Below are 25610 nucleotides of genomic sequence, written 5' to 3' on the forward strand. Positions count from 1 at the left end.
GATCGTAGCAACGCTCTCGACCTTCACCTGGCCGCCGAGACCGCACCGTCTGCATGCTCAGCATGCACGCGGCGTGGGCTCGTCTCACGGGTGCATGCTGTCGCCGGCCGGGTCCTCCGCCGCTGACGATGGTCACCCTCATCCCTTCACCGCCCCTGCCGTGAGGCCGTTGACGAGCTGCTTGCGCAGGACGAAGAACACGATCAGCGCGGGCACCGCAGCGAGCACCGACCCGGCCATGACGAGGTCGTACTGACGACCCTCTGCCCCGAACAGCGCCTGCAGGCCGAGGGGCACCGTGTAGAACTCGGGCTCGGCCACGATGACCAGGGGCCACAGGAGGTTGTTGTACGAGCTCAGGAAGCTCCACACGGCCAGGGCTCCGACAGCAGGACGCAGCAGTGGGAACACCACGGTGAGGAACGCCCGGAACTCCGAGCACCCGTCGATGCGTGCCGCGTCGAGGATCTCGTCCGGCACGGACTGCTCGGTGTACTGGCGCATCATGAAGATCCCGAACGCCGGCGCCACCCACGGAACCACGAGCGCGAAGAACGGGTTGGCGAGCCCCAGCTTGGCGATGAGGATGAACAGCGGGACCACTATCACCGCGAACGGGATGGCCATCGACGAGAACATCACGTCGAACAGCAGGTTCTTGCCGCGGAAGTCGTACTTGGCGAACCCGAACCCGGCCAGGGAGCAGAGAAAGACGGTGGCAGCAGTGCTCACGACCGCGACCACGGTGCTCATCAGCATCCACGACCAGAACGGCTGGGCGGCGAGCAGGTTCGAGTAGTTGTCAAGGGAAGCCGGGGCCGGCCACAGCGTCGGCGGGAAGGCGAAGATGTCGCTGCGGTCCTTGAAGGACGACGACAGCGCCCACAGCAGGGGGACCACGTAGACGATGGCAAGGGCGATGAGGGCCGTGTAGAGCGCGACCCGTGCGGGGCGGGTAGCCCGCCGACGCCGTGCCGGTGCAACGGGCCTGGCCGTCGCCTCTTCGGTGGTGATCAGTGTGGTGCTCATCGGGTCCTCCCGACGCCGAAGGCCCTGGTGCCGATGCGGCCCAGCACGAAGACGATGACGAACATGACGACGCCGGCTGCCGCAGCGTAGCCGAGCTCCTGGCGCTGGAAACCCGCCCGGTAGACGAACATCGAGACCGACAGGGTGGCTTCACCCGGGCCGCCCTGTGTGAGGAGGAACGGCTCTTCGAAGATCTGCGCGGTGTTGACCAGCATGGTCACGGCGATGAAGGCCGTGACCGGACGTAGCTGCGGCAGCGTGACGGAGAAGAAGCGGCGCACGAGACCCGCTCCGTCCAGCTCGGCCGCTTCGTGCAGCTCTCGGGGGATGGCCTGCAGGCCGGCGAGAAAGAAGATCGTGAGGTATCCGGTCCACCGCCACAGGACAAGCACGACGACCACGACGCGCGCCCACATCGGATCGGTGAGCCAGGAGACTCCGCCGAACCCGAAAAGAGCTTCGAGGACTGCGTTCAGGAGCCCGTACTGCCCGTCGAAGATCAGGCCGAAGATCAGGGCGATGATGATCGGCGACAGTACGACGGGCATGAAGTACGTCAGGCGGAAGAAGTCGCGCAGACGCAGCCCCCGCGTGTCCAGCCCGAGAGCGATCAACAGCGATACGGGCAGCACGACGACGATGGCGAAGAGGGTGTAGAAGGCGGTGTTGCCCAGTGCCGCGCCGAAGCTCGCGTCGCCGAGGAGTCTGGAGTAGTTGGCGAGACCGATGAAGTCGGGCTCACCTAGCCCCGCCCAGTCGGTCAGGCTCAGGTAGATGCCTGCCCCGACGGGGACGAGCAGGAAGACGGTGAAGAGCACGAAGAAGGGCGAGATGAATGCGTAGGGCGCCCAGCGGCGCTGGTCCGAACGCAGCTTCGTCGCTGCTGTCGTGGCGGTCACTGCTGCACCTGCCTCTCGTATGCGTGCACGCCTGCCGTGAGGGCCTCTTCGGCGCTGGCCTGGCCGTTGATCGCGCGCAGGATCGGTCCGCCGAGGCTGTCGCGCAGGACCGATGCCCCGGCGGCCTGGTAGAAGGCCGGCATGTCCATGGCCGCTGCCGCGTAGACCTCGAAGACACGCTGGCCCCCGAGGTAGTCGTCGGTGATCTGCTGGAACCTGGTCGCCTGGTACAGGTCGACGAGGGTCGGCATGTACGCGCCGGCGTGATAGCGGGCGAGCTGACCGTCCTCGCTCAGGTAGGTCCGCCGGAGCAGGTCTGTCGCGGCGTCGGTCAGCGGCTGGTCCTTGAGAACCGCGAACGCCGTCCCACCGAGGGTCGACCCGATATGACCGCCGCCGGTAAACCTGGGGATGGTGCGCGCCCGCCAGCGACCTGACTGGTCGGGAACGTTCGCCTGGAGCCCGTAGACCTCGTACCAGTTCGGCATCACGGTCGCGATCAGCTGGTTCTCCTTCAGCGCTGCTGCCACGGCACCGCCGTACGGGTCCGACAGCGGGAGGAACGCGCCGGAGCGCACCCCAGCAGCCATGAGCTCCAGGACCTCGACGGACTCGTCGGACACGACCGTGAGGTTGCCGTCGGCGTCGTACAGGCTGCCGCCACGCTGCAGGAGCAGCTGCGTGAATCCGTTGACGATGGAGCCGTTGTCGCCGTTGGCGACCATCCCGATCGCCCGTCCGGTGTCCGCGGCGACGCCTGCGCCGATCTCGAGCAGCTCTTCCCAGGTGCCGACGTCGTCCGGGATGCCGAGCTGTTCGAACAGGTCCGCCCGGTAGAACATCACCGAGACCGAGTTGTCCGACTCGAGGGCGTAGACCTTGCCGTCGACGGAGTACGGCTGGGTCTTGAGCAGCCGGTCACCCAGCGGCTCGGTCAGGGACGTGAGGTCGACGAACAGATTCTCGGCGATGTCGGCTCGCATGACCCGCGGGAACTGGTCGATGACCAGGCCTGCGAGCTGCGGGAGCGGACGCTGCGCAACAGCCTGGGTGATGAGCCGCGACACGATGTCCGCCGGGGCGATGGACGTCACGTCGACACCGAACGTCCACGCGCTGCCACCGACCAGTGCGGCATCGGTAGCGGCGTCTGTGAAGAACGTCGCATATCCGGGGTCGTGCGTCCACAGGTCCAGGTCTGCGTTGCCTGACAGCACCGGCGCGCCGCCGCCCGACGTCGTGCACCCCGCGAGGACTCCCCCGCCGGCGACGCCGAGGCCCGCCAGGCCAAGAACCTTGAGCAAGTCTCGCCTGTTCAGCTCCACGATGCGCTCGTCTCCTCGGCGGTGAGCAAGACCTTGGCCACCCGCACGACCTCGATCGCGGACACCGTGATGCCCTCGGCCACTTCCCGCACCGAGGGGTCCACCCAGACTCCGGTGTCGCGGCGCCAGGGCAGCAGCTCGAGCGTCACCCCGTCGCGGGCCACCAGCTCACGCCACGGCGTCAGGTCCACGTCCCACACGCGCCCGTGCCAGAAGTGGTCGCTGACGACCTCCTCGCCGATCAGGGCGCGGCCGACGTCGCCCGTCCAGCCGATCCGGAGCAGGGCGCGGTCGACGTCCGCCAGGAGCTCGCCCGGCACGTCGAGCTGGACTCGTGCCGCGCCGGTGAAGTCCCGGGGCGCGCTGAGGCGGCCCATCGGGCCGCCCCGCGCTGGATCCGGTGGTGCGGGAGCGTGCGGTTGGAGGCCGCTCGTCACCGTGCGTCGTCCGGCGGTGGTCGAGACCGTCCAGGTCTTCCACAGTGCTCCAGCCGCGGTGCCCGCGACAACGTCGGCGTCGTCGGACGTGAGCGATGCCGGTGCGGGAAGGAGCGACATGGTGACCGACTCGGTGTCGGGGTGGGCGACCAGGCCGCCGTCGATGCCGTACACGGGCGCACCGGACAGAACGAGCCGGTCCCGTCCGGCGATCTCCAGGCGGTAGAGGCGGTTGACCGTCTCCTCGTCGACGACCAGGACACGCACGCCCGGCAGTTCTACGACGGTGTCCGGTCCAGGCGTATCCGTGAGGTCGACGACGGTGTGCCCGCCGTCGCGTCGCGCCGTCCCCGCACCGCGCACGTCAACGTCACCGTCAAGGACCAGCTCGACCGGAACGCCGTCGGTCGCGCTCAGGACCACGATCTCGCCGGCGGCGTCGGCGATCCTGGTGACGAGCCGTGCCGTAGCGCTCCGAAGCACCAGGTCGTCGGTCAGCGGGTAGCGCAGCGGCCAGGCCAACGACAGGCCAGCCGGTAGGTCCATCGGGCGGGACGGGACGGTCACGATGGTGTCGTCCAGCTCGACGGCGACCTGGAGCCCGGGCTGCGGGTCGAGGGGACGACGGGCCGGCTGGTAGGTCGTGAGGAAGAGGTAACCGCGATGCCCGTCAGACCGCACCGACCACCGCAGCTCCGACCGGTCCTCACTACCCCCGCCGACCATGGTGCGCATCGTGGCCAGCTGTGAGCCGTCGGTCGCGAGCCACAGGTGCTGGCGGCGCAGCAGGTGGTGATGCAGGCGGACCTGCCCGTGCTCGCCGACCGGCGCGTAGAAGTCGTAGCTGACGGCGGGTACGTCGTTCGGGTACCCGGTGGCGTGCGACTCCTGCTCGGTGCCGTGGCCGCCGCGTCGTTGCGTCCCGCCGGCGTACATGTAGTAGCCCTGCCAGACGGAGCCGCTGCCGATCTTCGCCAGCGCGAGTGCGCCGACGTCCTCGGAGGTGACGAGTGGCCGACGGTGGTAGGCCACGTGCATTCCGCCGCCGAGCTCGCAGGTGGCGAAGGGCAGCGCGGCGTCGTCCTCGAGCTGCGCCGCGGACGGGTCGAGCACGATGCCGTCCAGGGACTCGCGCAGGTCGGCGCCGACGGTCAGGTCGTCGCGGACCTCGCTGTAGCGGAAGTGGAAGGCCGCGAACTCCGGCCACTCCGTGGCCGAGTCCTCCCAGAACCCGTCCGAGTACGCGCTGTACAGCGGCAGCAGGGACTCGGGCACCTGGGCGCCACCCCAGCCGGTTGCCGTCCAGATCGGCATGCGCAGGCCGAGGTCCTCGGCGATCATGCGCAGGGTCGCAAGGTGCTCTGGCTGGTCGTACAGCTCGTTGTCCATCTGTACGCCGACGACCGGACCTCCCTCGGCGTGGGTAAGCCCGACCAGCTGGTCGATGATCTGTCCGTAGAGCCGGCGCACCAGCTCGAGGTAGGCGGGGTCGTTGGTGCGGGTGGGAAGAACGCGCTCGACGAGCCAGTCCGGGAAGCCGCCGTACCGGGCCTCGCCGTGGGCCCAGGGCCCCATGCGGACGACCACGTCGAGGCCGTGCCGTGCGGCTAGCTCGATGAACGCCCGGAGGTCGAGGTTGCCGTCCCAGCGGAACTGGCCTGGCTGCGGCTCGTGCGCCTGCCAGAAGACGTAGGTGGCCACTGTGTCCAGGCCGCCGGCACGGGCGTGCCCCAGAACCTCGGACCACCGGTCGCGCGGGAGCCGTGAGTAGTGGATCTCGCCGGTGATCGGGAACCAGGGCTTGCCGGCCCGTTCCATCCACCCGCTGGTGACCTCTATCCGGTCGGAGGCGCCGGCAGGGTCGCCGAGGGGCAGGTGCCCGCGCCGGAGCGGGGGCGGAGGCTCGGGACGCAGGCGTCGAGCGGTAGGTACCGGGTGAACGTCGATGTTCATGTCTCTCCTTCGAGGAGTGGTGTGGCGAACCTAGGTCGGCTTGACCGCACCTGACGATGGGGGTTTCGATGCCATCCATGGACGAAACAACGGCGCTCGAGGATCAGACGCTTCGGGATGGTTTCGCCGGCCAGCGCATGTTCGTCGTGCCGCGGCCTACGGTGCGGGCTGCCCTAGCCCGCCCAGTGACCGGCCGCCTCCTAGTCACTGATGCCGGTCTCTTCCCTCATGCGGCGCACCACGGACGGCTGCGCCATGGCGGCGCGAGCCAGCACATCCTCATGGTGTGCACCAGTGGCACGGGCTGGTGCCGGACACCCGATGGACGGTTCGCCGTGCAACGAGGCGACGCGGTCCTCCTGCCCGCCAACGTCGCCCACGAGTACGCGGCGTCGGACGACGATCCCTGGACGCTGTGGTGGTTGCACTTCGTCGGCCTGGACTCGGCAGAGCTGGTGCGGTCGGCACATCATGCCGCCGGCGGTCCCCTCTCCCACCTGCGCGACCCGGCACCCGTCGCAAGCCTCGTCTCGCAGGTCATCGATGCCCTCGACTCAGGCACCGCCGGAGGTCTCGTCCGAGCCAGCGGCGCCGCATGGAACGCGCTGGCGCAGCTGATCGCAACCGGCCGCCGAACACCGGGCCCCGCCCTGAGCCCTGTCGAGCAGGCTGTCGAACATCTGCGTGCCACGACCCCACAGCGCACGTCGGTCGACGCGCTGGCAGCGATGGTGGGCCTCAGCCCTTCCCAGCTCAACACCGTCTTCCGTCAGCAGGTCGGCGTGCCGCCGTTGCGCTACCAGAGTGATCTGCGCATGGCGCGGGCCCGCGAGCTCCTCGACAGCACCGAGCTCGCGGTCGCGGCAATCGCGCACAGCTGCGGGTATGACGACCCGCTCTACTTCTCGCGCCAGTTCACCCGGACCCACGGTCTGGCGCCTACGGCGTACCGCGCCCGGGTCAAGTGACCTCACGCCCATGCTCGCCGACAGCCCCGTGTGGCTGGACCAGCGCCTGCACGATGGGCGCATAATGGGCGACGATCTGCTCGGGAGGTGCGGAGAGCAGATCTCGGTCGCGGGCGATCCACAGCGCGTGCATGAGGCCGGCGACCATCGAGGCGATCATTGCCGCGCGCAGCCCGGCATCCGGTCCGTCGAGGCGGTCGCGCAGCGGCTTGACGATGGTGTCCTCGTGAACGGTGCGCAACAACGTCGCGACGTCTTCGGTGTCGCTGGCCCTGACGAGCGCAAGATACGTGGACCGGACGCGCTCATCCGCGTTCAGGACGAACCTCACCAGATGCTCACCCATGGTTGGCAGCGGGGCATCGACCGTGAGGATGTAGGCGCTTGTGGTCCTCATCGTCTCGATGAACAGGTTGACCTTTGACCCGAAGTGGCGAATGACCAGGGCAGGGTCCACGCCCGCCGCCGTCGCGATGTCGCGGACCGTGGTGTGGGCATAGCCATGCTGCGTGAACAGGGTTGTCGCGGCCTCGTAGATGGACTGCTTGCTGGCGCCGGCTCGGAGAGGCATGCCTCAGATTATCCGCACCGTCGCAGGTGTCAACTAAGTTGACGAACGGTGAGGGTCGGCGCACAATCGAGTCTTCACCTGGCTGTCGGGTCATCCCGTCGGCCGGGTCGGCGGGTACCGCGAAAGGAATCGTGATGAGCACGAACAAGCCGCTGACGATCAAGAGCTCGGTGGGCGACTGGTTGGCAGACCCGGTGGGACACCAGCTGCTGGCCGAGCTCCTGGCTCAGCACGGCCGCGACGTCAGCGTCCTGAAGGCAGCTCGGATGTTCTCGCTGCAGCGGATGGTCGCCATGAGCCGCGGGATGCTGCCCCAGGAAACGGCGGACGACCTCGTACGCCGCGTCAATGTCGGCCGAAGTCCCGATCAGGACGCTGAGCAGGGCGGTGCGCCGAAGACGACCTTGCCCGCCGTCCCGGCGCGGGCCTGGACGGAGAGGATCGTCTCGGACCGCTTTGGCGGGTGCACAACGATCGTGACCGGTGCGGGATCCGGGATCGGGTTCGCCACCGCGTCGCGGATCCTACGGGAGGGCGGCCGCGTGATCGCGGTCGACGTCTCCGCCCCGCGGCTGGCAGCGCTCGTCGCTGCCCACCCGAACGCGCAGCTCGTGACCGTCGAGGCCGACATCACCGATGAAGCGGGTGTTCGGCGCATCGTCGACGCCGCAGGGGACCGTATCGACGGTCTCGCGAACGTCGCCGGAATCGGCGACGACATGACCCCGATCCACGAGACCTCCGACCAGGTCTGGGAGCGCGTCTTCGCCGTGAATGTCGACGGCACGTTCAGGCTCACCCGCGCTGTCGTTCCCAAGATGCTGGCCGCGGGCCGCGGGTCGATCGTGAATGTCGCGTCCGAGGCGGCGCTGCGGGGATCGGCTGCCGGTGTCGCGTACACGGCGTCCAAGCATGCGGTGGTCGGGATGACAAAGAGCTCCGCGTACATGTACGGCGAAGCGGGGATCCGGGTGAACGCGGTGGCGCCCGGTCCGGTCGCGACCAACATCGAGGTGTCGTTCGCCTCCGCACTCGGGGAGGATCGGATCGGCGCCGCGATGGCCAACATCCCGCTGGCCGCCGATGCCGCTCAGCTCGCCGCCTCGATCACGTTCCTCCTCAGCGACGACGGGACGAACCTGACCGGTGCCGTCCTGCCCTCCGACGGCGGATGGTCCGCGCTGTGAGCGCGCGGATGCAGGCTGTTCACCCGGAGCTGAGGAGTGTGCGGTGGCTACCTCGCACCTCGTACGGCCCGGTGAGCTCCTGGCTCCTGCGGAAGCTACCGCGCCGCGCCGCGCCGGCCGGGGACGACGTCACAGTGCGCGAGGTCACCGTTCCCGGCATCGACCAACACCCTGAGGTCCGGCTCAGGCTGATCGCTCCCGCGAACATCGATGCGCCCGGTCCCGCTCTGCTGTGGGTGCACGGGGGAGGGCACATCTTCGGTTCGGCCGAGCAGGACGACCCGATCAACATGACGTTCGTGCGGGAGCTGGGGATCACGGTCGCGGCGGTACGGTATCGCCTCGGGGCGGACGTCCCAGGGCCGGCCGCAGTGGAGGACGCTTACGCAGCGCTTCGTGCGCTGGTGGCCCAGGGGCGCGACTGGCAGATCGATCCTGAGCGCATCGCGGTCGGCGGCGCCAGCGCCGGCGGCGGGATCGCAGCCGCCACCGTGCTGATGGCTGCCGATCGCGGCGAGACCCGACCGGCGTTCCAGCTGCTGGTCTATCCCATGCTCGACGACAGAACCGCCGCGGCAGGTGCGCGGCCCGCTCAGGCGGCCTGGGTGTGGTCCGCGAAGAGCAACCGCTACGGATGGTCCCGGTACCTGCGTAAAGCCCCAGGCCTGTCCGATGTCTCGCCGTATGTCGCTCCAGCGCGCCGCGTCGATCTGCATGGCCTGCCCCCTGCCTGGATCGGGGTGGGAGATCTCGACCTGTTCCTGGACGAGGACGTCGACTATGCGCGACGGCTCCAGGCGAGCGGTGTCGAATGCACCCTGGAGATCGTGCCTGGGGCGTTCCACGGGTTCGACACCATCTACTCCCGGACGGCGGTGTCCGAACGATTCCTGGGATCCCAGGTCCACGCACTCGCGGCAGGGCTGAACGTTCGGCGGAAGTCGCCCGGGCGGCGCATGGCTGGGTGAGCCCGTGCTCGTCGCGACTGCACCGCACCGAGCTCGTTGAGTAGGTGAGGCTAACCCAAGCTCGCCTCCCCGTGGCGGACCTGAACCTCACCGCACGCTACGCCCACAGCATCGCTATGTTCTCCGACGGACGCCTGGTCGCGTCGGGCACTCCCGGGGAAGTTCTCACGGAAGCGCGCATCCTCGACGTCTACGGTCAGCCGGTCCAGGTGCTCCAGCGCCCGATCTCCAAACGCCCCCCTGGTCGTGCCGCTGTAACCCGGCAACCTTCCAAACGTTCATCTCCGCAGACCACCCTGTGGATAACTTTCCCCTGGGGCAGGGGTTATCCACCTAATCCACAGGCTTGTCCACAAAGGTGCAGGTAAAGAGGGTTGTCCGAGATGCCGGGACATGAACCCGCGGTGGACGAGCGGTGGATATCGTCTAGCCCATGAACGCCCACCATTCACCTGCCAGCGGTCCCGGCCGCGGCCGGGACCGCTGGCAGGACACCGCGAGCGCCGCCGGCCTGCTGGCCGACGACGGCACCGTCGCCGTCACGATCTTCGCCGAGATGTCGGCCCTGGCCGTTCGCACCGGTGCGATCAACCTCGGCCAGGGCTTCCCCGACGTCGACGGGCCCGAGTACGTCAAACAGGCGGCGATCCGGGCGATCGAGGAGGGCCGCAACCAGTACGCGCCCGGTGACGGCGTGCCGGAGCTGCGCCACGCGATCGCCGAGCACCAGAAGCGGCACTACGGGCTGGACGTCGATCCCGACACCGAGGTGCTGGTGACCACCGGCGCCACCGAGGCGCTGACGGCCTCCGTCCTGGCGCTGACCCGAGCGGGCGACGAGGTGCTCACGCTCGAGCCGTTCTACGACTCGCACGCCGCCGCGATCGGCATGTCCGGCGCCACGCACGTCACCGCTCCCCTGGTCCCGGGGCCGGACGGCTTCCGGCTGGACGTCGAGGCGCTCCGGGCCGCGGCCTCGCCGCGCCTGCGGATGATCCTGCTGAACTCCCCGCACAACCCGACCGGTACGGTGCTCACGCGGGACGAGCTGGCGGCCGTCGCCGCCGTCGCCCGGGAGCGCGACGCGATAGTCGTGACCGACGAGGTCTACGAGCACCTCACGTTCGGCGCGGAGCACATCCCGATCGCCACGCTGCCGGGGATGGCCGAGCGGACCCTGACCGTCTCGTCGTCGGGCAAGACGTTCTCGTTCACGGGCTGGAAGGTGGGCTGGGTGCACGGGCCGGCCGACCTGGTCACGGCGGTGCGGACGGTCAAGCAGTTCCTCACGTACACGTCGGGCGCGCCGTTCCAGCCCGCCATCGCGCAGGCCCTGGCCGACGACGACACCCCGCGCGCCCTGGCCGCCTCCCTCGCCGACCGCAGGGACCTGCTGTGCGCCGGCCTGGAGGCCGCGGGCTTCGCGGTCACGCGCCCGGCCGGCACGTACTTCGTGATGGCCGACGCCTCGGCCCTGCTGGGCCCGCTCGGCCTGCGGGACGGCGTAGAGCTGTGCCGGCGGCTGCCCGAGCTGGCCGGCGTGGTGGCGATCCCGGCGTCGGCGTTCTGCCGCCCCGGTTCCCCGACGGCGCGGGCGCTGGCGGCACACGTACGGTTCACCTTCGTCAAGCGCGAGGAAGTCCTGCGCGAGGCGGCGACCCGCATGGCAGCTCTGACGATCCCGCCGAGCTAACGGTCCCCCTTGGTTGTGGGCGTGACCGTTGCAACCGCGCGCCCGATCTAGGCGCAACGATCGCGCCCACAACCAAGGACATCAGCCAAGGAGCAGGGAGATCGCCACGGCCAGCATGATCAAGGCGATCAGGCCGTCCAGGACCCGCCACGCGCCCGGCCGCTGCAGCACGGGCGCGAGCAGCCGCGCGCCGTACCCGAGGGCGGCGAACCACGCGACGCTGGACACCATGGCCCCCGCGGTGAACCACCACCGCGTGTCGCCGTAGGTGGCGGCGACCGAGCCCTGCAGCATCACCGTGTCGAGGTACACGTGCGGGTTCAGCCAGGTGAGCGCCAGCGCGGTGAGGACCGCGGGCTTGAGGCGCCGGCCGGGGGCGTCCCCCAGGGCGCCGTCGTCGGCGGCGGCGAGCGTCGTGTCGCCCTTCACCGCCCGCCAGGCGGCCATGGCCCCGTACCCGAGCACGACGGCGGCGCCCAGCCAGCGCACCACGACCACGGCGTCGGGCCACCGCTCGACGAGCGGCCCGAACCCGGCGGCGCCCGCCGCGTAGAGCACGACGTCGGAAGCCGCGCAGATCGCCGCGACCACGCCCACGTGCTCGCGGCGCAGGCCTTGGCGCAGCACGAACGCGTTCTGGGCTCCGATGGCGACGATGAGCGAGAGGCCGAATCCGAGTCCGGCGAGGAGGGCGAGCATGACGCCCACGCTAGGCAGCGGTTCGCCTGAAGACCAGTTCATGTTTCTCAGGCTGCGTAAGCAGAACTGAAGATGAGCCAGACTAGGGGCATGCGATGGGACTCCCGCCAGCTCGAGGCACTGTCAGCCGTGGTCACCGAGGGCTCGTTCGACGCGGCGGCCCGGGTGCTGCACGTGACGCCGTCGGCCGTGAGCCAGCGCATCCGCGCACTGGAGAACGCGGCGGGCAGCGTGCTCGTGCGGCGCGCCCGGCCGGTGGTCGCCACGGCGTCGGGCCAGGCGCTACTGCGCCTCGCCCGGCAGACCGAGCTGCTCGGCGCGGAGGTCGCCGCGGAGCTGGGCGCGCACGACGCCGGCGACCGCGCGGGCGGGCTGGGAGCGGACGGCGGCGCGCCGGACACCTTCGTCACCGTGCCCCTGGCGGTCAGCGCGGACTCGCTCGGCACCTGGGTGCTGCAGGCCCTCGCCCAGGTCGACGGCGTCTGCTTCGACCTGCATCGCGCCGACGACAGCCGCACCGCCGACCTGCTCCGCGAGGGCGTGGTCATGGCGGCGGTCACCTCGCAGACCGCCCAGGTGCAGGGCTGCCGCAGCACCCCGCTCGGGATCATGCGCTACCGCCCGGCGTGCACACGCGCGTTCGCGGAGCGCTGGTTCCCCCACGGCCCGACGCCGGACGCGCTCGCCGCCGCGCCCGTCGTCGTCTTCGACCGGACCGACGACCTGCAGGACATGTACCTGCGCGAGCGCGCACCGCGGGCCAGGCCGCCGCGGCACCACGTGCCGAGCACCGTCGAGTACGAGGAGACCATCCGCCTCGGCCTGGGCTGGGGCATGCTGCTCGAGCGCCCCGCCATCGGCGGGCTCCACGAGGGCACCGGGGGTGGCATCACGCTGCTGGAGCCCGACGCCGTCCTCGACATCCCGCTCCACCTGCAGCAGTGGAAGCTGCGGTCAGCGGTGCTGGACCGGGTAACGGCAGCCCTGCGAAAAGAAGCAACGCGCGAGCTGCTCCCGGCGTGAAATCTGGACTTTCCCCCATCATTAACCCTGTTCCAGGCCTACCGCACTTCCGAATCATGAACCGGACATCCCGCGTCCGACTTCCTACGGTTCAGACATGCTCTCAGCCCTCGCCGGCATGGCCTTCGGCCTGTCGCTCATCGTCGCCGTCGGAGCACAGAACATCTTCGTCCTCCGCCAGGGGCTGCGGCGGGAGCACGTGGGTCTCGTGGCGGGCATCTGCGCGGCCAGCGACTTCGTGCTCATCTCGGCCGGGGTCGGCGGGCTGGGCACCCTGATCCAGAGCGCGCCGTTCGTGGTCGAGCTGGCGCGCTGGGCGGGTGCCGTCGTCGTGCTGGTCTACGGCGGCATGGCCGCGCGCCGCGCGTGGCATGGCCAGCAGATGGTCATGGGCCGCCACAGCATGACCACCCGGACCGTGGGCGCCGCCGCCGTCACCACCCTCGCCCTTACCTGGCTGAACCCCCACGTCTACCTCGACACCGTGGTGCTCGTGGGCGGCCTGGCCGCCACGCACGGCGACGACCGGTGGTGGTTCGGGCTCGGCGCCTGCCTCGCCAGCACCGCGTGGTTCGTCGCGCTCGGCTACGGGGCGCGCTACCTCGCGCCGGTGCTGGAGAAGCCCGGCGCGTGGCGCGTCCTGGACGGCGTCGTCGCCGCGACGATGCTGGTCGTGGCGGTATCGCTGCTCGTCGGCGCCTGATCCCCCGTCAGGCGCAGACGCCGTCGAGCAGCACCTCCGGGCTCGGGCTCGGCTTCGGCGTGGCCGGCTCCTCGGCGGTACCGCCGTCGGCCCCGCCGGTCTCGCCCGTCGTGGTGTCCCCGGTGTCCGCCGTGTCGCCGGTGTCTCCCGTATCCGTGCCGGTGTCGCCGCCGGTCTCTTCGCCGGTGTCGGCGGAGCCGCCCTCGGCCGCACCGCTCGCGCTCGGCGAGCTCGACGGCTCCGCCTCGGGCAGCACCACGCTGTCCGGCGGGGTGTCCGCGGCGAGGCGGGCGAAGATCTCACTGGCCTCCGGAAGGTAGCCCAGGCCACCCACGCCGCCCTCGGTGGTGTCGTACACCGGGACCTCGGTCATGATGATGTTGCGCTTCTCGATCTCCCGCAGCGACCACGCGAGGCCCGCTACGCTGCCCGGGTTGGCGATTGCCGGGTCGGCACTCAGGGAACCGAGCGCCGCGTTGATCAGGCGGAAGGTCTTGGTCGGATCGGCGAGCGTCTCGGCGGACAGGATCTGCCGCAACGTGGCGTTGATGAACGCCTGCTGCCGCGCGATACGCGTCAGGTCGCTGCCCATCTCGAGCCCCATGCCGGTGCCCTTGCGTACGCGGAGGAACTGGATGGCGGTCTTGCCGTCGAGCCTGTTCTCGCCCGCTTCCAGATCGATGCGGGCTGACCTCGGGTCGCCGTGCAGCGCCTCGGGCAGGCACATCTTCACGCCGCCGATCGCGTCGACGACGTCGATCACGCCGTTCATCTTGACGACCGCGTGGTTGGAGATGGTGACGCCGGTCAGGGCGTTGACCGTGTTGATGGTGCACGCGGCGGCGTACTTGAGATCCGTGCCGCCGCTCCCGGTGCTGAAGGATGCGTTGAACTTGTCCCGGTAGGGCTGGGACTGGCTACCGTCCGGGAGCTGGCAGGACGGGATGTCCACGAAGGCGTCGCGCGGCAGCGAGACGATCTCGATCCATTCCCGGTCCGCCGAGATGTGTACCAGCATCGTGGTGTCCGACCGCATGCCGCTGACGGTGCCGCCGATGTCGGCGTTGCTGCCGTCGCGGATGTCCGTGCCCATCAGGAGCAGGTTGACCGGCGCGTCCTTGAACGGGTCGGTCGGGTCCTTCGGCTCGACCTGCTCGGTCACCAGGCCGTCCAGATCCTGGACCTCGATCTGCGAGATGGCGTTGTGGTACGCCGTCGCGGCCGCCGCGGAGCCGAACGCCATCGCCCCGACCACACCCATGGTCACCCCGCGGAACGCCAGCATCTTCCGCCAGCTACGCACGTGGCGGGGCTGGCGTTCGCCCGATCGCGCGTGTCGGGGAACCCCTTGAATTACCTCGCCGACAGGTCGGACCGCCGTCCAGAAATCACTCGCCACGCCTTGGAGAGTAGGGCCTCGGTGCAACATTCGTGTAAATAAAGCCCGCATCTCCCAGGCCGTGTCCAGCCCACGCCTCGGGTCGGCCCGGGGTTCAGTTCGCGCAGACGCCCGGCAGCAGCGAGGGCGACGGCGACGGGCTGGCGCCGTCCGACGGCGTCTCCCCGCCCTCCTCGCCGGCTCCCGCGCCCGTGCCCTGGCCCGAGGCACCGCCTGAGGGCTCCCCCGATTCCCCGCCGGCACTCCCCGTGGCGGACGGCGCCGGCGTCTCGTGCCCGGGCGGCGGCTCGTCGGCAGCGATGCGCTCCCAGATCGCCGTGGCGTCCTCGGTCCAGACCACGCGGTTGGGGTCGCTCGGCGCGGCCACCACGGGCAGCTCGGTGAACACGATCTGGGCCGGGTCGATGTCCCGGATGCTGAAGGCGAGGCCCGCGAGCGCCGCCGGGTCGGCCAGGCCGGGGTCCGCGGAGATGGCGCGCAGCACCGCCTGGATGGTGCGGTACAGCCGCGGTGAGTTCGTCACGACGTTCTGGTCCAGGACCTGGCGCACCAGTGCGTCGACGAACGCCTGCTGGCGCTCGATCCGCGTGAGGTCGCTGCCCTGTTCGAGGCCCAGGCCCGTGCCGTGCCGGGCCCTGAGAAAGCCGATCGCCTGGCGCCCGTCGAGGGTCTGCTCGCCGGCGGGCAGCTCGAACTTGCCGTACGCCGGGTTCTGCACGAGCGGCTCGGGCAGGCACATGCGCACCCCGCCGAGCGCTTCGACGACCTCGACCACGCCGTCCATCTTCACGACCATGTGGTTGGTGACTGGGACGTCGGTGAGGATCTGCACCGTCGAGATCGTGCAGGCGGCGGCGTACGTGAGGTCCTCCTCCGCGCCGCCGCCGATCGTGAACGCGCTGTTGAACATGCCGTAGGTGGCGCCGGACTCGCCGCCGTCGGGCAGCTCGCACGACGGGATGTCGACCAGCGAGTCGCGCGGGACGGAGACCACCTCGATGCGGGACCGGTCGCCTGAGATGTGCACCAGCATCGTGGTGTCCGACCGCATGCCGCCGTCGCCCGCGCCCGCGATCTCGGTGTTCTCACCGCCGCGCAGGTCGGTTCCCATGATGAGGATGTTGAGGCTGCGGCCGGTGAACGGGTCGTCGGGGTCCGGCGTCGCCACCGACCCCTTGACCAAGCCGGACACGTCGCTCACGCCGATCTGCTGCTTCAGGTCGAGGTACGCGGCGGCTCCACCGGCGGCCACGAAGGCGAGTGCGCCGACGACAAGAAGCGTCGCGGCACGCGCGACGCGATGACTGCGCTGAGTACGGCTGTGCCGGGCCACCTTCGGAGCATAGGCAGGTAGCCCGGCACAAGGCCTGTTAAGTGGGCAGGTCAGCCCACTGCGGCGGCACCCAGGTCCGGGTTGTCCGTAAAGAAGCCGTCCAGGCCGGCCGCCAGGAAGACGCTGATCTCGCCCACGAGGTCACCGATCCCGTTCGGGTCGGCGGACGAGCGGAACTCGGTCGGCATGAACTGGTTCTCCCGGCGGAACGTCCAGGTGTGCACCTCGAGGCCCGCGCGGTGCGCATCGCGGATCACGCTGCTCGGCGCGGCGAGCGTGCCGTCGGCGTTGCGCGGGATCAGCACGTTCTTCTCCGCGCCGATGCCGTCCGCGTAGGTGGCGACCTCACGCAGCCCCTGCCGGGTGACCAGGTCCGCGTAGGTGCGCGGGTCGCCGTCGGCCACGAAGTCGTAGGGCGCACCGCTGCTGCTCACGAGCTGGCCGAGCGGTACGTCGGTGAGCTCGTCGAGGTCCTGCAGGTTGCCCACCTCGAAGGACTGCACGATCACGGGGGCGTCCGCGTGGTCGAAGCCGTTGCGGCGCAGCTCGCGCACGAGCGGCTCCTCCAGGGACAGGCCCACGGAGTCGAAGTAGGTCGGGTGCTTGGTCTCCGGGTAGACGCCGACGGGCGCGCCGTCGCAGGTGCGGCTGTTCCGGGCCAGGTCGAGGACCTCGTCGAGCGTCGGGATCAGATAGAGCCCGTCGAACGGGGTGTTCTGGGGCCGGACCTGCGGCAGACGCTCCTTGGCGCGCAGGGTGCGCAGCTCGGCGAGCGTGAAGTCCTCGGTGAACCAGCCGGTGATCTGGACGCCGTCGATCGTCTTGGTGGTGCGGCGGCCGGCGAACTCGGGGTGGGCGGCGACGTCGGTCGTGCCGCTGATCTCGTTCTCGTGCCGGGCGACCAGCACGCCGTCCTTCGTGGACACCACGTCTGGCTCGATGTAGTCCGCGCACTGGTTGATGGCGGTCTCGTACGAGGCGAGCGTGTGCTCCGGCCGGTAGCCGGACGCCCCGCGGTGCCCGACGACGGTGACGCCGTCGTCGACCACGCGCTCCTTCTTGAGGTCCACCAGGGCCATCTCGGTGTCGTCCGGGGTGCCAGTGGTCCGCGCGTCGTTGCCAGGGTAGTTGTTGTCGTTGCCGATCAGCAGCGTGTTCCTGTCGACGAACAGAACGGTCTCGAAGGACTGCACGGGGAGCGCGAACGTGTCGCCGAGCCCGTAGCCCTCCCCCGCGTCGATGCCGCGCGGGTTCTCGATCCGCAGGGCGTCCACGACGAGCTCCTTGCGGACGTAGCCGTCGCGGTCCGTGCGGTCGAGGTCGATCTCGTACACGCGCTTGGTGACCGACTGGTCGCCCTCGAAGTCGTCGCGCTCGATGAGCAGCATCGAGTCGCGGCCGGTGGAGAACGCGTCGCCGATGACGTCGGCCTCCTGGTCCGTCTGGTACGCCCAGCGCTTGCCGGTGTACTCGCCGCGACGTGTGTCGAACTGGTAGATCCAGCGGCGGCGGGCGTCGGCGTCGTCCGCCAGCTTGCCCTCGACGACCGGGTAGAGGTAGCGCCCGCTGCCCGCCAAGGCCTCGAAGCCGCGGCTGCTGCCGACGTTGGGCGTCTCGCCGGGCTCCAGGTACGGGTTGCCGGGCGACTTGCCGTCCGGGAACTCGTACGGGGCCTCCAGCAGCGTGCCGTCGGCGTCGAAGTGCAGCAGGAACGGGCCGAACTCCTCGCCCACCCACAGCGTGCCGTCGGCTGCACGGACGAGGGACTCGATGTCGAAGTCGGCGCCCGTGAGGAGCCGCTCGTCGGTGTCCTCGTTGACGATGTCGAAGTCGAGCACGTCGTTGCGGTCGTTGTACTCGATGAAGTCGAGGACCTTGATCTCGCCCGAGCCCCTCTTGCCGGTGTCCCACTGGGGGCGCACCAGGTAGTTGCGCAGGAGGAAGTCGGCGGAGTTGCCCTTCGCCCCGAAGCCGTTGTCCGGCTGGGCCCAGAAGGTCCCGTCGTGGTTGTCGACCATCGCGGAGAAGCCGGGGATCACCTGGCCGTCCCAGGGTCCCTGCCGCCCGTTGGCGGGGCTGGCGGCGGCGCCCGACGGCGGGCCTTCGGCCAGGTAGTCGGCTGACAGCGTGGCGCGGCCGGCCAGCGTGGCGGCGAGGTGGGTGGCGCCGTGGTGCTCAGGCCCCGAGCCCTGCTGGGGCCGGGCGACGGCGACGGCCGCGGGAAGCAGCAGCGACGCTGCTGCCGCGGCGGCCAGCACGCGCGTGGCGCGGGTACGCATGGGTGTGCTCATGCGGGCGAGCCAAGTCGGCGCAGCGGAAATCCCGGTGAATCCGGCACTACCGCCAGGTGAACTCTCAGACCGGTCTCAGACCGGCATGTGCCAGCCACCGCGCCGGAACGCCGGGGTAGCGGTCGCGAGCACACCGATCGCCAAAAGCACGGCCACGAGCATCACCATGGCCATGGCCACGGCGTCGCCGCCGAGGAACCCGCCGAGCGAGCTCACCACCCCGGCCACCAGCGACTGGATGGCGCCGATCATCGCGGCCGCCGTCCCGGCGATCTCGCCGTGCCGCGACAGGGCCATCGCCGACGCGTTCGCCGGGATGAGCCCCTGGAACGCGAGGACGCACCACAGGGCCACCAGCAGGCCGATCAGTCCGCCCGCGCCGGTCAGAACCACGACGAGGAGCACGACGACGAGCACCGCCTGCGCGACGACCCCGAACCGGAGCAGCCGGACCGGCGCGACCTTGCGCACGAGCGCCGCGTTGACCTGGGCGGACAGGACCAGCCCCACACCGTTGATGCCGAACAGCAGGGCGAACTGCCCCCCGGTGAGCCCGAACTCCTGCTGGAAGATGATGGGGGAACCCACCACGTAGCTCATGAGCACCCCGAAGCCGAGTCCGGGGATCACGGCGAGGGCGAGGAAGTGCCGGTCCCGTAGCAGCCGGCCGTAGCCGCCGGCGACGGTACGGATGCCGCCCGTCAGTCGCTTGAGCGGCGGGTGCGTCTCGGGCATCCACACCAGCACGACGACGGCCAGCACCGCGCCCATTGCGGCCAGCGCCGCGAAGACCCAGCGCCAGGTGCCGTGCGCCAGCACGAAGGAGCCGAGCGTGGGCGCGAACATCGGCGCCACGCCGATCACGAGCATGAGTCGGGACAGGATGCGGGCCGCCTCGGCACCCACGAACCGGTCGCGCACGACGGCGACGGAGGCAACGCCTGCGGCCGCGTTGAAGAAGCCCTGCGCGAGCCGCAGACCGATCAGCAGCGGCATGCTCGTGACCACCGCGCACAGCAGCGAGATGACTACGTGCAGCACCAGACCCACGAGCAGCGGGGCGCGGCGGCCGAAGCGGTCGGACAGCGGGCCGATGACAAGCTGGCCCACGCCGCCGCCGATCAGCATGCAGGACACCGTGAGCTGCGCCATCGCCTCTGTGGAGAGCAGGTCGTCCGCGACCTGCGGCAGCGCCGGGAGGTACATGTCGACGGTGAACGCAGGCAGGGCGGAGAGCGCCCCGAGCATGAGGACCCACTTGACGGTCGACCGGGACGACGCGCGGCGCGCGGGCATGGTTGAGGACACGCCCGACGGCGCAACGGATGGCATGTCCCCGATGCTATCGAATCGATACGACACTGGCCAGAGTGATCTCGATCTCGCGCCGCATGTTCGCTCCGTGTTCACCGGTCCATTGCCGCGCGGGTGGGTGTCAGTGGCTCGGGGCATGCTGGTCCTATGTGCGGACGCTTCGCCTCCTTCACGGATGCCCAGGACCTCGCCGACGAGCTCGCCATCGCCGAGATCGCCGAGGACGCGCGGCTGTTGCCGCCGTCGTGGAACGTGGCGCCTACGGACCCGGTGCGGATCGTCCTTGAGCGCGCGCGTAAGGACTCCGGCGAGGTGAGACGGTCGATGGAGCTCGCGCGCTGGGGGCTGGTGCCGTCCTGGGCCAAGGACCCGACCGTGGGCGCCCGCATGATCAACGCGCGCTCCGAGACGCTGCTCGACAAGCCGGCGTTCGCCAAGCCGTTCGCCGCGCGGCGCTGCCTGGTGCTGGCCGACGGCTACTACGAGTGGCGCAAGCTGGCGCTGCCCGCCTCCGGTTCCAAGAAGGTCCCCAAGCAGCCGTACTGGATCCACCCGGCCGGCCCCGGCGTGGCCGCCTTCGCCGGCCTCTACGAGTTCTGGCGCAACCCGGCGGCGAGCGAGAGCGACCCGGACCGCTGGCTGGTGTCGACCACCGTGGTGACGCGTCCGGCGGCTGGCCGCATGGAGGCCATCCACGACCGCATGCCGCTCCTGCTGCCGCCGGAGGCCTGGGACACGTGGCTCGACCCGGCCGTCGGCGACGCCTCCGACCTGTTGCGGGTCGACAACGTGCCGCTGGCGACACTCCCTGTGGGCGACGCCGTCGGCTCGGTGCAGAACGATGGGCCATCGCTGATCGAAGTGGACCCGGAGCCGAGAGATCCAGAGCCGGTGGCGCTCTGAGCAGTTTGAGCGCAGATCGTTGCGTATATGCAACTCGGGTGGCGGATAGCCGGATACCTCTACACGCTTACCCCATGACGATCTCCACCACAAAGGACGACCTTGAGCCCGACGGCTACCAGGCGTTCATCACGGACCTCAAGCACCGGGTCCGCGGCACGCAGTTCCGCATGGTCCGCGCAGCCAACGCCGAGCTCCTCCGGCTACTGGAGCGTGGGCAACGACATCTTGACCCGACAGCGAGACCAGGGCTGGGGCGCCAAGGTCGTGGACCGCATCTCGGCCGATATGCGACGCGAGTTCCCTGGTCAGCACGGATGGTCGCGGCGCAATCTGCTCTACATGCGCAAGGTCGCCGAGGCGTGGCCGACCGAGGCCGAATTTGTGCACCAGCCTGGTGCACAATTGCCATGGCGCCACGTCACCGTTCTCCTCGACAAGCTTCACGCTCGCCAGGACCGCTGTCCACGGCCGCCGCGCCAACTGCCGTGGCGCTCTACGAGGGCCTGACGCCCGAGGAGCAGGCCGCGTTGCCGAGTGCGGCCGAGCTCGAAGCAGTCGTCAGGGACGAGATCAAGGCCTACGACCGAGCGCGGTTGGATGCCGCAGGAGACGACGCTGCGGACTACTTCGAGCCGCTTGAACCCGACGCTCTCGGCGTCATCCAGCGATCGAGGAACGGCATCTAGCGCTACCCGCACGCGGAGCGTGCCGTGTCGGCCGAGGCCGACGCGGCACGCCCTGGCGACCGGCCCGGTCAGCCGACCGTCGTCGGCCCGTAGACCGCGACCTGGACGCTGCCGCCGACCTCGAAGTCCACGCGGGCGCACTCCGCCGACTCGTCCACGACGGTCGTGGTCGGCCAGTGGTGCTCGAGGGGAGCGAGCGCCTCGTCGGCGACGTCCCGCGCCTGCTCGGCCGTGAGGCACTGCTCGGCGATGTCGCTGCGCAGCATGTCCACCACCGGTTCGAGCTCGGGGACGGAGTAGAGCAGCTCCGGATCCTCGGAAGGCGCGACCACCAGCGTCCCGGCTTCTTCGGCGGACATCCCGCTGCACGGCCGCTCCGGGCTCGCCGTCCCCACCGTCTCGACGGCCCAGTCCTCCTCCAGCCCCAGCCGGTCGAGCTCGGACTGCGCCCATGCCACGCCCTCGTCGAGGGTGCGGCAGGAAGAGTTGCCGCCGTCGACCTGGTCGCCCAGGCTCATCCGGAGCTCGATCACCCTCGCGTCCACCGCAGGCCCGGACCCGCTGTCGATCGGCTCGATCCAGTCAGGTGCCTGGTCGGTGGGCGTCACGAACATGTGGCCGTCGTGCTCGAAGACCACGGGATCGGCGATGGGCGGCAGACCCGCCTCGGCGAGCATAGTGGTGCAGTCGGCGACGGCGTCGCCGGTGAGCCACGGCCCGGACGCGTCGGTGTCCAGGCCCTCGAGCGCACGGTCGTTCCACGTGGTCATGCACGTGAGCCCCTCCGTGCCCCCGCCCAGGTACGCCTGGACGGCCGCGTATGCGACGCCGCCCCCCGCGAGCACGCCGGCCAGGGTGACGGCGATCGCGCCACGCCGCCCGAGCCGCTTCCGGCGGGCGCCGGGCAGCGGCGCCCCGAAGGCCTCTCGCTCCGCCGCGGCGGCGTCCAGCTGGGTTCCTGTCATGGTGATCTCCTCGCGCAGGGCGGCGAATGCCGCCGGATCCACGGCGTCGAGGTCAACCCGACGCATCGGGTCCGCGGCCTTCAGCTGCTTCATCTCGTCCGTCATCACGCCTCCTCGATCCCGGGGCGGGCTCCTGCCCACCTGCTCATCACCTGTCCGCCTGTGGCGGAACGTTTCAGGGGTTCCTGCAGAGCGGCCAGCTGGTCGGCGAGCCGACGGCGCGCCCGGTGCAGACGAACGCGCACCACGGTGCGCGAGACGCCAAGGGCCAGCGCGATCTCGTCTCGGCCGAGCTCTTCCCAGGCCACCAGGCGCAGGATCTCCTGGTCGTCGGCGGAGAGGCGGGCGAGGGCCCGCTCGATATCGCTCCCAGAGTCGTCGGGCGGCGGCGCCACGTCGGTGAGGTGGTCTCGCAGCCGATCCGCGAGGGCGAGCCGACGGCGATCGCCGCGGCGCGTGTTGGCGAGCACCCGGCGGGCCACCCCGAACATCCAGGGCCGGGCGTCGTCCCCGCCGGGGACGTCGTCGATGCGACGCCAGGCGACGAGGAAGCTCTCGGCGACCACGTCAGCGGCGTCCGCCGGCTCGGTCACCCGGCGCACGGCGTAGGCGAGCAGGGCGCGGTGCGTGGACTCGAAGAGCGCGGTGAACCGGTCCTCGCGGTCGGCGAGCGGGTCGGGTGGTGGCTGGGGCTCGGGGGACGTCATCCGGGACCTCTCGGTGGCGTGGCTGTGACGAGAGTGTCATGTCCGGTTGGCCCGGCAGCGTTACAGGAGCCTGCCGGCTACGCCGCGAGCGGTACGTCGTCCAGCGTCCGGATCCGGTCCGCGACCTCCGGGTACCGGTCGGCCCGGTCCAGCAGCAGCGCGCCCAAGCCGGCGTCGAGCGGGCCCAGGTAGTCCTTCTCGACGTCGTTGCCCACCATCAGCACGTCGCCCGGCGTGACGCCGAGGATCTCGCAGGCGACGGCGTACGCGCGCGGGTCGGGCTTGCCCGCGGGCAGGTCGTCCGAGGAGACGACGACGTCGACGTGCTCGGCCAGGCCCGTGCGGTCGAGCTTGAGCCGCTGGTGGGCCGAGTCGCCGTTGGTGAGCAGCGCGACGACGAGGCCGGCGTCGCGCACCCGCCGCAGGGCCGGGACGGCGTCGTCGAACGCCGTCCAGGCCTGTTCGTAGCGGGACAGGTAGCCGGAGAAGAGCTCGTCGGCCTCTTCGTCGGTGGCGTCGGCCCCCAGGAACTCGCGCACGCGGACGCGCCGCTGCCCCGCGAACGTCAGCTCGCGGCGCTGGTAGCGGCCGTAGGCCTCCTCGGCGATGCTGCCCCACGCGGCGACCAGCTCATCCGGGTCGTCGAGGTCCAGACCCAGCTCGGGCAGCCAGTCCAGGAGCGCCGCGCGAGAGGCGCCCTCCTGGTCCACGAGTGTGTCGTCGAGATCGAAGAGAACGACTTTCAGCACGTTCGCATCGTGTCATACGCCCGCCACCGCACCGCCATGGCGGGCCGCGCGGCCGTCGTCCGGCTACGCCCCGCCCGTCATCCCGATCACCTGGCCGTTGATCGCGGTGTTGGCGGCCGAACCGAGCCAGACGACGGCGGTCGCCACCTCCGACGCGTCCAGCAGCCGGCCGAGCGGAGACCGCTCCCCGTACGTCTGCCCCACCTCCTCGATGATGTGGGTGTTGGTCGCCGTCCTGGTCAGGCCCAGCAGAGCCACGTTGGAGAGCAGGTCCCCGTCCCGCCCGAGCGAGAACGCGACGGACCGGCTGAAGCCGTGCAGCGCCGCCTTGGCCGCCGCGTAGTACTCGGCCCCGGGCGCGCCGTCCGTCGCGAGCGACGACGAGAGATGGATGAGCCGCCCCCAGCCGGCCGCACGCATCAGCGGTGTGACGGCGCGGGTCAGCCGGATCGCGCCCTCGATGTTGCTGCGGATCAGCCCGGTCCACTCCTCGTCCGGCACGGTGTCGAAGGGCGCCATGCCTCCCCAGGCCACCGCGTTGTTGACCAGCACGTCCACCCGTCCGGTGGCCTCGACGGCGGCGGCGACAAGCGCCTCGGCCGCTGCCGGGTCCGCCTGGTCGTACTGGACGACGACCGCACGGTCGCCGATCTCGTCGGCCACCTTCTGCGCCTCGTCGCGAGCGTTGCGGTAGGTGACCACGACGTTCGCGCCCTCCGCTCCGAAGGCGGTGGCGATGTGTCGCCCGACGCCGCCCGACGCGCCGGTCACGATGACTGTCCGTTCCTGAAGTCCGGTATCCATGGCTCCACCGTGCGCGGGCCGGCGTCGGGCAACCAGGCCGCCCTGAGGCTGGCCCTGAGCGGGCCACCCTCCGCGCGTCCGGCACCTCTACGCTGGGCCTCATGACCAGCGAGCTCGGCGCGCTCCTGCGCGCCCACCGCGAGGCCCTCGCCCCGGAGGACGTGGGCCTGCCCCGCGGCGCCCGACGCCGGACGCCGGGCCTGCGCCGCTCGGAGCTCGCCACGCTCGCCGAGGTCAGCGTCGAGTACCTGACCCGCCTGGAGCAGGGGCGCGACAAGCATCCGTCGCCCGAGATCCTCGGCGCGCTGGCGGACGCGCTCCGGCTCCCCTCGGACGAGCGCTTCCTGCTGCTCCGCGCCAGCAAGGGCCCGAACGGCGTCTGCGCCGTCGACCCGCCCGCCGACTCGGTGCGGCCGCCGGTCCGCGCGTTCCTCGACCGGCTGGAACCATCGCCCGCGGTGCTGCTCAACCGCGTGAGCGACGTCCTCGCCGCCACGAGCGCGTACCGCAGGCTGCTCGAGCCGTTCGGCCTGTTCGACGACGACCAGCCCAACCTGCTGCGGTTCGTCCTCACCGAACCCCGGGCCCGGGAGGCGTATCCCGACTGGGAGCACGTCGCGGACCGGCACGTCGCGGCCCTCCGGATGGAGTCGGTCCCGGGCGATCCGCACGTCGCCGAGCTCGCCAGGACGATGACCGTCCTGGCGGGAGCGGCATTCAGCGACCGGTTCGCCGCGCCGCTCTCGGCCCGGTACCGCACCGCCACGGAGCGGATGCGGCATCCGGAGGCCGGGGATCTGCGGCTGGACGTCGAGACCCTCGCGCTGCCCGACGCCGACGGCCAGCATCTGGTGGTGCACCTGCCCGCGGACGCGGCGACGTCGGACGCGCTCGACCGGCTGGCCGGCCGCAGGCCGGGCGCGCTGCGCGCCGTGTGACGGGCACTCCGCACCACGACAGGCACCCACCGCGCCCGTGTAACGGGCGCCCTCCGCGCGAGC

The 25610-nt window shown here is 70.7% G+C and carries 24 protein-coding genes; 10 read left to right on the top strand and 14 right to left on the bottom strand.

What is annotated here, in order from left to right:
* Nucleotides 1-138: 138 nt before the first annotated feature.
* The 4 genes from C8K30_RS04145 to C8K30_RS04160 are packed head-to-tail and all read right to left on the bottom strand — an operon-like array spanning nucleotide 139 to nucleotide 5643.
* A complete protein-coding gene (locus C8K30_RS04145) occupies nucleotides 139-1029 on the bottom strand; it encodes a carbohydrate ABC transporter permease (protein WP_108491569.1) in 891 nt (296 codons plus the stop codon).
* Nucleotides 1026-1928 carry a carbohydrate ABC transporter permease gene (locus tag C8K30_RS04150; RefSeq protein WP_199230325.1) on the bottom strand — a complete coding sequence of 301 codons (903 nt, stop codon included), beginning with the start codon at nucleotides 1926-1928 and terminating at the stop codon, nucleotides 1026-1028. Before C8K30_RS04150 ends, C8K30_RS04145 begins: the two co-directional genes overlap by 4 nt.
* On the bottom strand, nucleotides 1925-3253 hold the full coding sequence (locus C8K30_RS04155; RefSeq protein ID WP_199230326.1) for an ABC transporter substrate-binding protein: 1329 nt from the start codon (nucleotides 3251-3253) through the stop codon (nucleotides 1925-1927). Before C8K30_RS04155 ends, C8K30_RS04150 begins: the two co-directional genes overlap by 4 nt.
* A complete protein-coding gene (locus C8K30_RS04160; RefSeq protein ID WP_108491570.1) occupies nucleotides 3244-5643 on the bottom strand; it encodes a beta-galactosidase in 2400 nt (799 codons plus the stop codon). The genes C8K30_RS04155 and C8K30_RS04160 overlap by 10 nt, the downstream gene beginning before the upstream one ends.
* Before the next feature lie 137 nt (nucleotides 5644-5780).
* Between C8K30_RS04160 and C8K30_RS04165 the strand changes: the two genes are divergently transcribed.
* Nucleotides 5781-6611 carry a helix-turn-helix domain-containing protein gene (locus tag C8K30_RS04165; RefSeq protein ID WP_255415704.1) on the top strand — a complete coding sequence of 277 codons (831 nt, stop codon included), beginning with the start codon at nucleotides 5781-5783 and terminating at the stop codon, nucleotides 6609-6611.
* Here C8K30_RS04165 and C8K30_RS04170 read toward each other — a convergent pair.
* Nucleotides 6604-7182, bottom strand: a complete 579-nt coding sequence (locus C8K30_RS04170; RefSeq protein ID WP_108491572.1) for a TetR family transcriptional regulator — start codon at nucleotides 7180-7182, stop codon at nucleotides 6604-6606. The genes C8K30_RS04165 and C8K30_RS04170 overlap by 8 nt on opposite strands.
* 134 nt (nucleotides 7183-7316) lie before the next feature.
* On the opposite strand from C8K30_RS04170, the gene C8K30_RS04175 reads away from it, so the two are divergent.
* From C8K30_RS04175 to C8K30_RS04185, 3 genes are all read left to right on the top strand, one after another.
* Nucleotides 7317-8369: an SDR family NAD(P)-dependent oxidoreductase gene (locus C8K30_RS04175; RefSeq protein ID WP_108491573.1), complete on the top strand. Its 1053-nt coding sequence runs from the start codon at nucleotides 7317-7319 to the stop codon at nucleotides 8367-8369.
* A 134-nt stretch (nucleotides 8370-8503) separates the two neighbouring features.
* Nucleotides 8504-9337: an alpha/beta hydrolase gene (locus C8K30_RS04180; RefSeq protein ID WP_199230327.1), complete on the top strand. Its 834-nt coding sequence runs from the start codon at nucleotides 8504-8506 to the stop codon at nucleotides 9335-9337.
* A 433-nt stretch (nucleotides 9338-9770) separates the two neighbouring features.
* Nucleotides 9771-11030: a pyridoxal phosphate-dependent aminotransferase gene (locus tag C8K30_RS04185; protein WP_108491574.1), complete on the top strand. Its 1260-nt coding sequence runs from the start codon at nucleotides 9771-9773 to the stop codon at nucleotides 11028-11030.
* A gap of 81 nt (nucleotides 11031-11111) precedes the next feature.
* On the opposite strand, the gene C8K30_RS04190 is transcribed toward C8K30_RS04185, so the two are convergent.
* Nucleotides 11112-11729 (bottom strand): LysE/ArgO family amino acid transporter, encoded by a 618-nt coding sequence (locus C8K30_RS04190; protein WP_199230328.1) that lies wholly within the window; start codon nucleotides 11727-11729, stop codon nucleotides 11112-11114.
* Nucleotides 11730-11819: 90 nt separating this feature from the next.
* Here C8K30_RS04190 and C8K30_RS04195 point away from each other — a divergent pair, with 90 nt between their 5' ends.
* Together C8K30_RS04195 and C8K30_RS04200 are read left to right on the top strand one after the other, a co-directional pair.
* The gene (locus C8K30_RS04195; RefSeq protein ID WP_108491576.1) at nucleotides 11820-12752 is read left to right on the top strand and encodes a LysR family transcriptional regulator ArgP; all 933 of its coding nucleotides are present in this window, start codon (nucleotides 11820-11822) and stop codon (nucleotides 12750-12752) included.
* A 97-nt stretch (nucleotides 12753-12849) separates the two neighbouring features.
* The gene (locus C8K30_RS04200) at nucleotides 12850-13455 is read left to right on the top strand and encodes a LysE/ArgO family amino acid transporter (RefSeq protein ID WP_199230329.1); all 606 of its coding nucleotides are present in this window, start codon (nucleotides 12850-12852) and stop codon (nucleotides 13453-13455) included.
* Between the two features lie 7 nt (nucleotides 13456-13462).
* Here the strand turns inward: C8K30_RS04200 and C8K30_RS04205 are convergent, their stop codons facing one another.
* From C8K30_RS04205 to C8K30_RS04220, 4 genes are all read right to left on the bottom strand, one after another.
* The gene (locus C8K30_RS04205) at nucleotides 13463-14758 is read right to left on the bottom strand and encodes an LCP family protein (protein WP_233256957.1); all 1296 of its coding nucleotides are present in this window, start codon (nucleotides 14756-14758) and stop codon (nucleotides 13463-13465) included.
* Nucleotides 14759-14948: 190 nt separating this feature from the next.
* Nucleotides 14949-16187, bottom strand: coding sequence for an LCP family protein (locus C8K30_RS04210; RefSeq protein ID WP_108491578.1), 1239 nt, complete (start codon nucleotides 16185-16187; stop codon nucleotides 14949-14951).
* A 50-nt stretch (nucleotides 16188-16237) separates the two neighbouring features.
* Nucleotides 16238-18478, bottom strand: a complete 2241-nt coding sequence (locus tag C8K30_RS04215) for an esterase-like activity of phytase family protein (protein WP_108491579.1) — start codon at nucleotides 18476-18478, stop codon at nucleotides 16238-16240.
* Between the two features lie 75 nt (nucleotides 18479-18553).
* The gene (locus C8K30_RS04220) at nucleotides 18554-19810 is read right to left on the bottom strand and encodes a multidrug effflux MFS transporter (RefSeq protein WP_369939251.1); all 1257 of its coding nucleotides are present in this window, start codon (nucleotides 19808-19810) and stop codon (nucleotides 18554-18556) included.
* Between the two features lie 129 nt (nucleotides 19811-19939).
* On the opposite strand from C8K30_RS04220, the gene C8K30_RS04225 reads away from it, so the two are divergent.
* The 3 genes from C8K30_RS04225 (at nucleotide 19940) to C8K30_RS04235 (ending at nucleotide 21384) form a co-directional block, all read left to right on the top strand.
* Nucleotides 19940-20695, top strand: a complete 756-nt coding sequence (locus tag C8K30_RS04225; protein ID WP_108491581.1) for an SOS response-associated peptidase — start codon at nucleotides 19940-19942, stop codon at nucleotides 20693-20695.
* Between the two features lie 213 nt (nucleotides 20696-20908).
* Nucleotides 20909-21205, top strand: coding sequence for a DUF1016 N-terminal domain-containing protein (locus tag C8K30_RS04230; protein WP_233256958.1), 297 nt, complete (start codon nucleotides 20909-20911; stop codon nucleotides 21203-21205).
* Nucleotides 21184-21384, top strand: coding sequence for a hypothetical protein (locus C8K30_RS04235; protein ID WP_108491582.1), 201 nt, complete (start codon nucleotides 21184-21186; stop codon nucleotides 21382-21384). Before C8K30_RS04230 ends, C8K30_RS04235 begins: the two co-directional genes overlap by 22 nt.
* Nucleotides 21385-21452: 68 nt before the next feature.
* Here the strand turns inward: C8K30_RS04235 and C8K30_RS04240 are convergent, their stop codons facing one another.
* From C8K30_RS04240 to C8K30_RS04255, 4 genes are all read right to left on the bottom strand, one after another.
* A complete protein-coding gene (locus C8K30_RS04240; protein WP_108491583.1) occupies nucleotides 21453-22454 on the bottom strand; it encodes a hypothetical protein in 1002 nt (333 codons plus the stop codon).
* Complete coding sequence (locus C8K30_RS04245; protein WP_108491584.1) at nucleotides 22454-23056, bottom strand: RNA polymerase sigma factor; 603 nt, start codon at nucleotides 23054-23056, stop codon at nucleotides 22454-22456. Before C8K30_RS04245 ends, C8K30_RS04240 begins: the two co-directional genes overlap by 1 nt.
* 77 nt (nucleotides 23057-23133) lie before the next feature.
* The gene (locus tag C8K30_RS04250) at nucleotides 23134-23805 is read right to left on the bottom strand and encodes an HAD family hydrolase (RefSeq protein WP_108491585.1); all 672 of its coding nucleotides are present in this window, start codon (nucleotides 23803-23805) and stop codon (nucleotides 23134-23136) included.
* A gap of 63 nt (nucleotides 23806-23868) precedes the next feature.
* Entirely contained in the window at nucleotides 23869-24609 is a 741-nt protein-coding gene (locus C8K30_RS04255) for an SDR family NAD(P)-dependent oxidoreductase (RefSeq protein WP_108491586.1), read from the bottom strand.
* 101 nt (nucleotides 24610-24710) lie between these two features.
* On the opposite strand from C8K30_RS04255, the gene C8K30_RS04260 reads away from it, so the two are divergent.
* Nucleotides 24711-25547 (top strand): helix-turn-helix domain-containing protein, encoded by an 837-nt coding sequence (locus C8K30_RS04260; protein ID WP_108491587.1) that lies wholly within the window; start codon nucleotides 24711-24713, stop codon nucleotides 25545-25547.
* Nucleotides 25548-25610 lie beyond the last annotated feature (63 nt).

This window comes from Promicromonospora sp. AC04 (assembly GCF_003058225.1).
GTDB lineage: Bacteria > Actinomycetota > Actinomycetes > Actinomycetales > Cellulomonadaceae > Promicromonospora.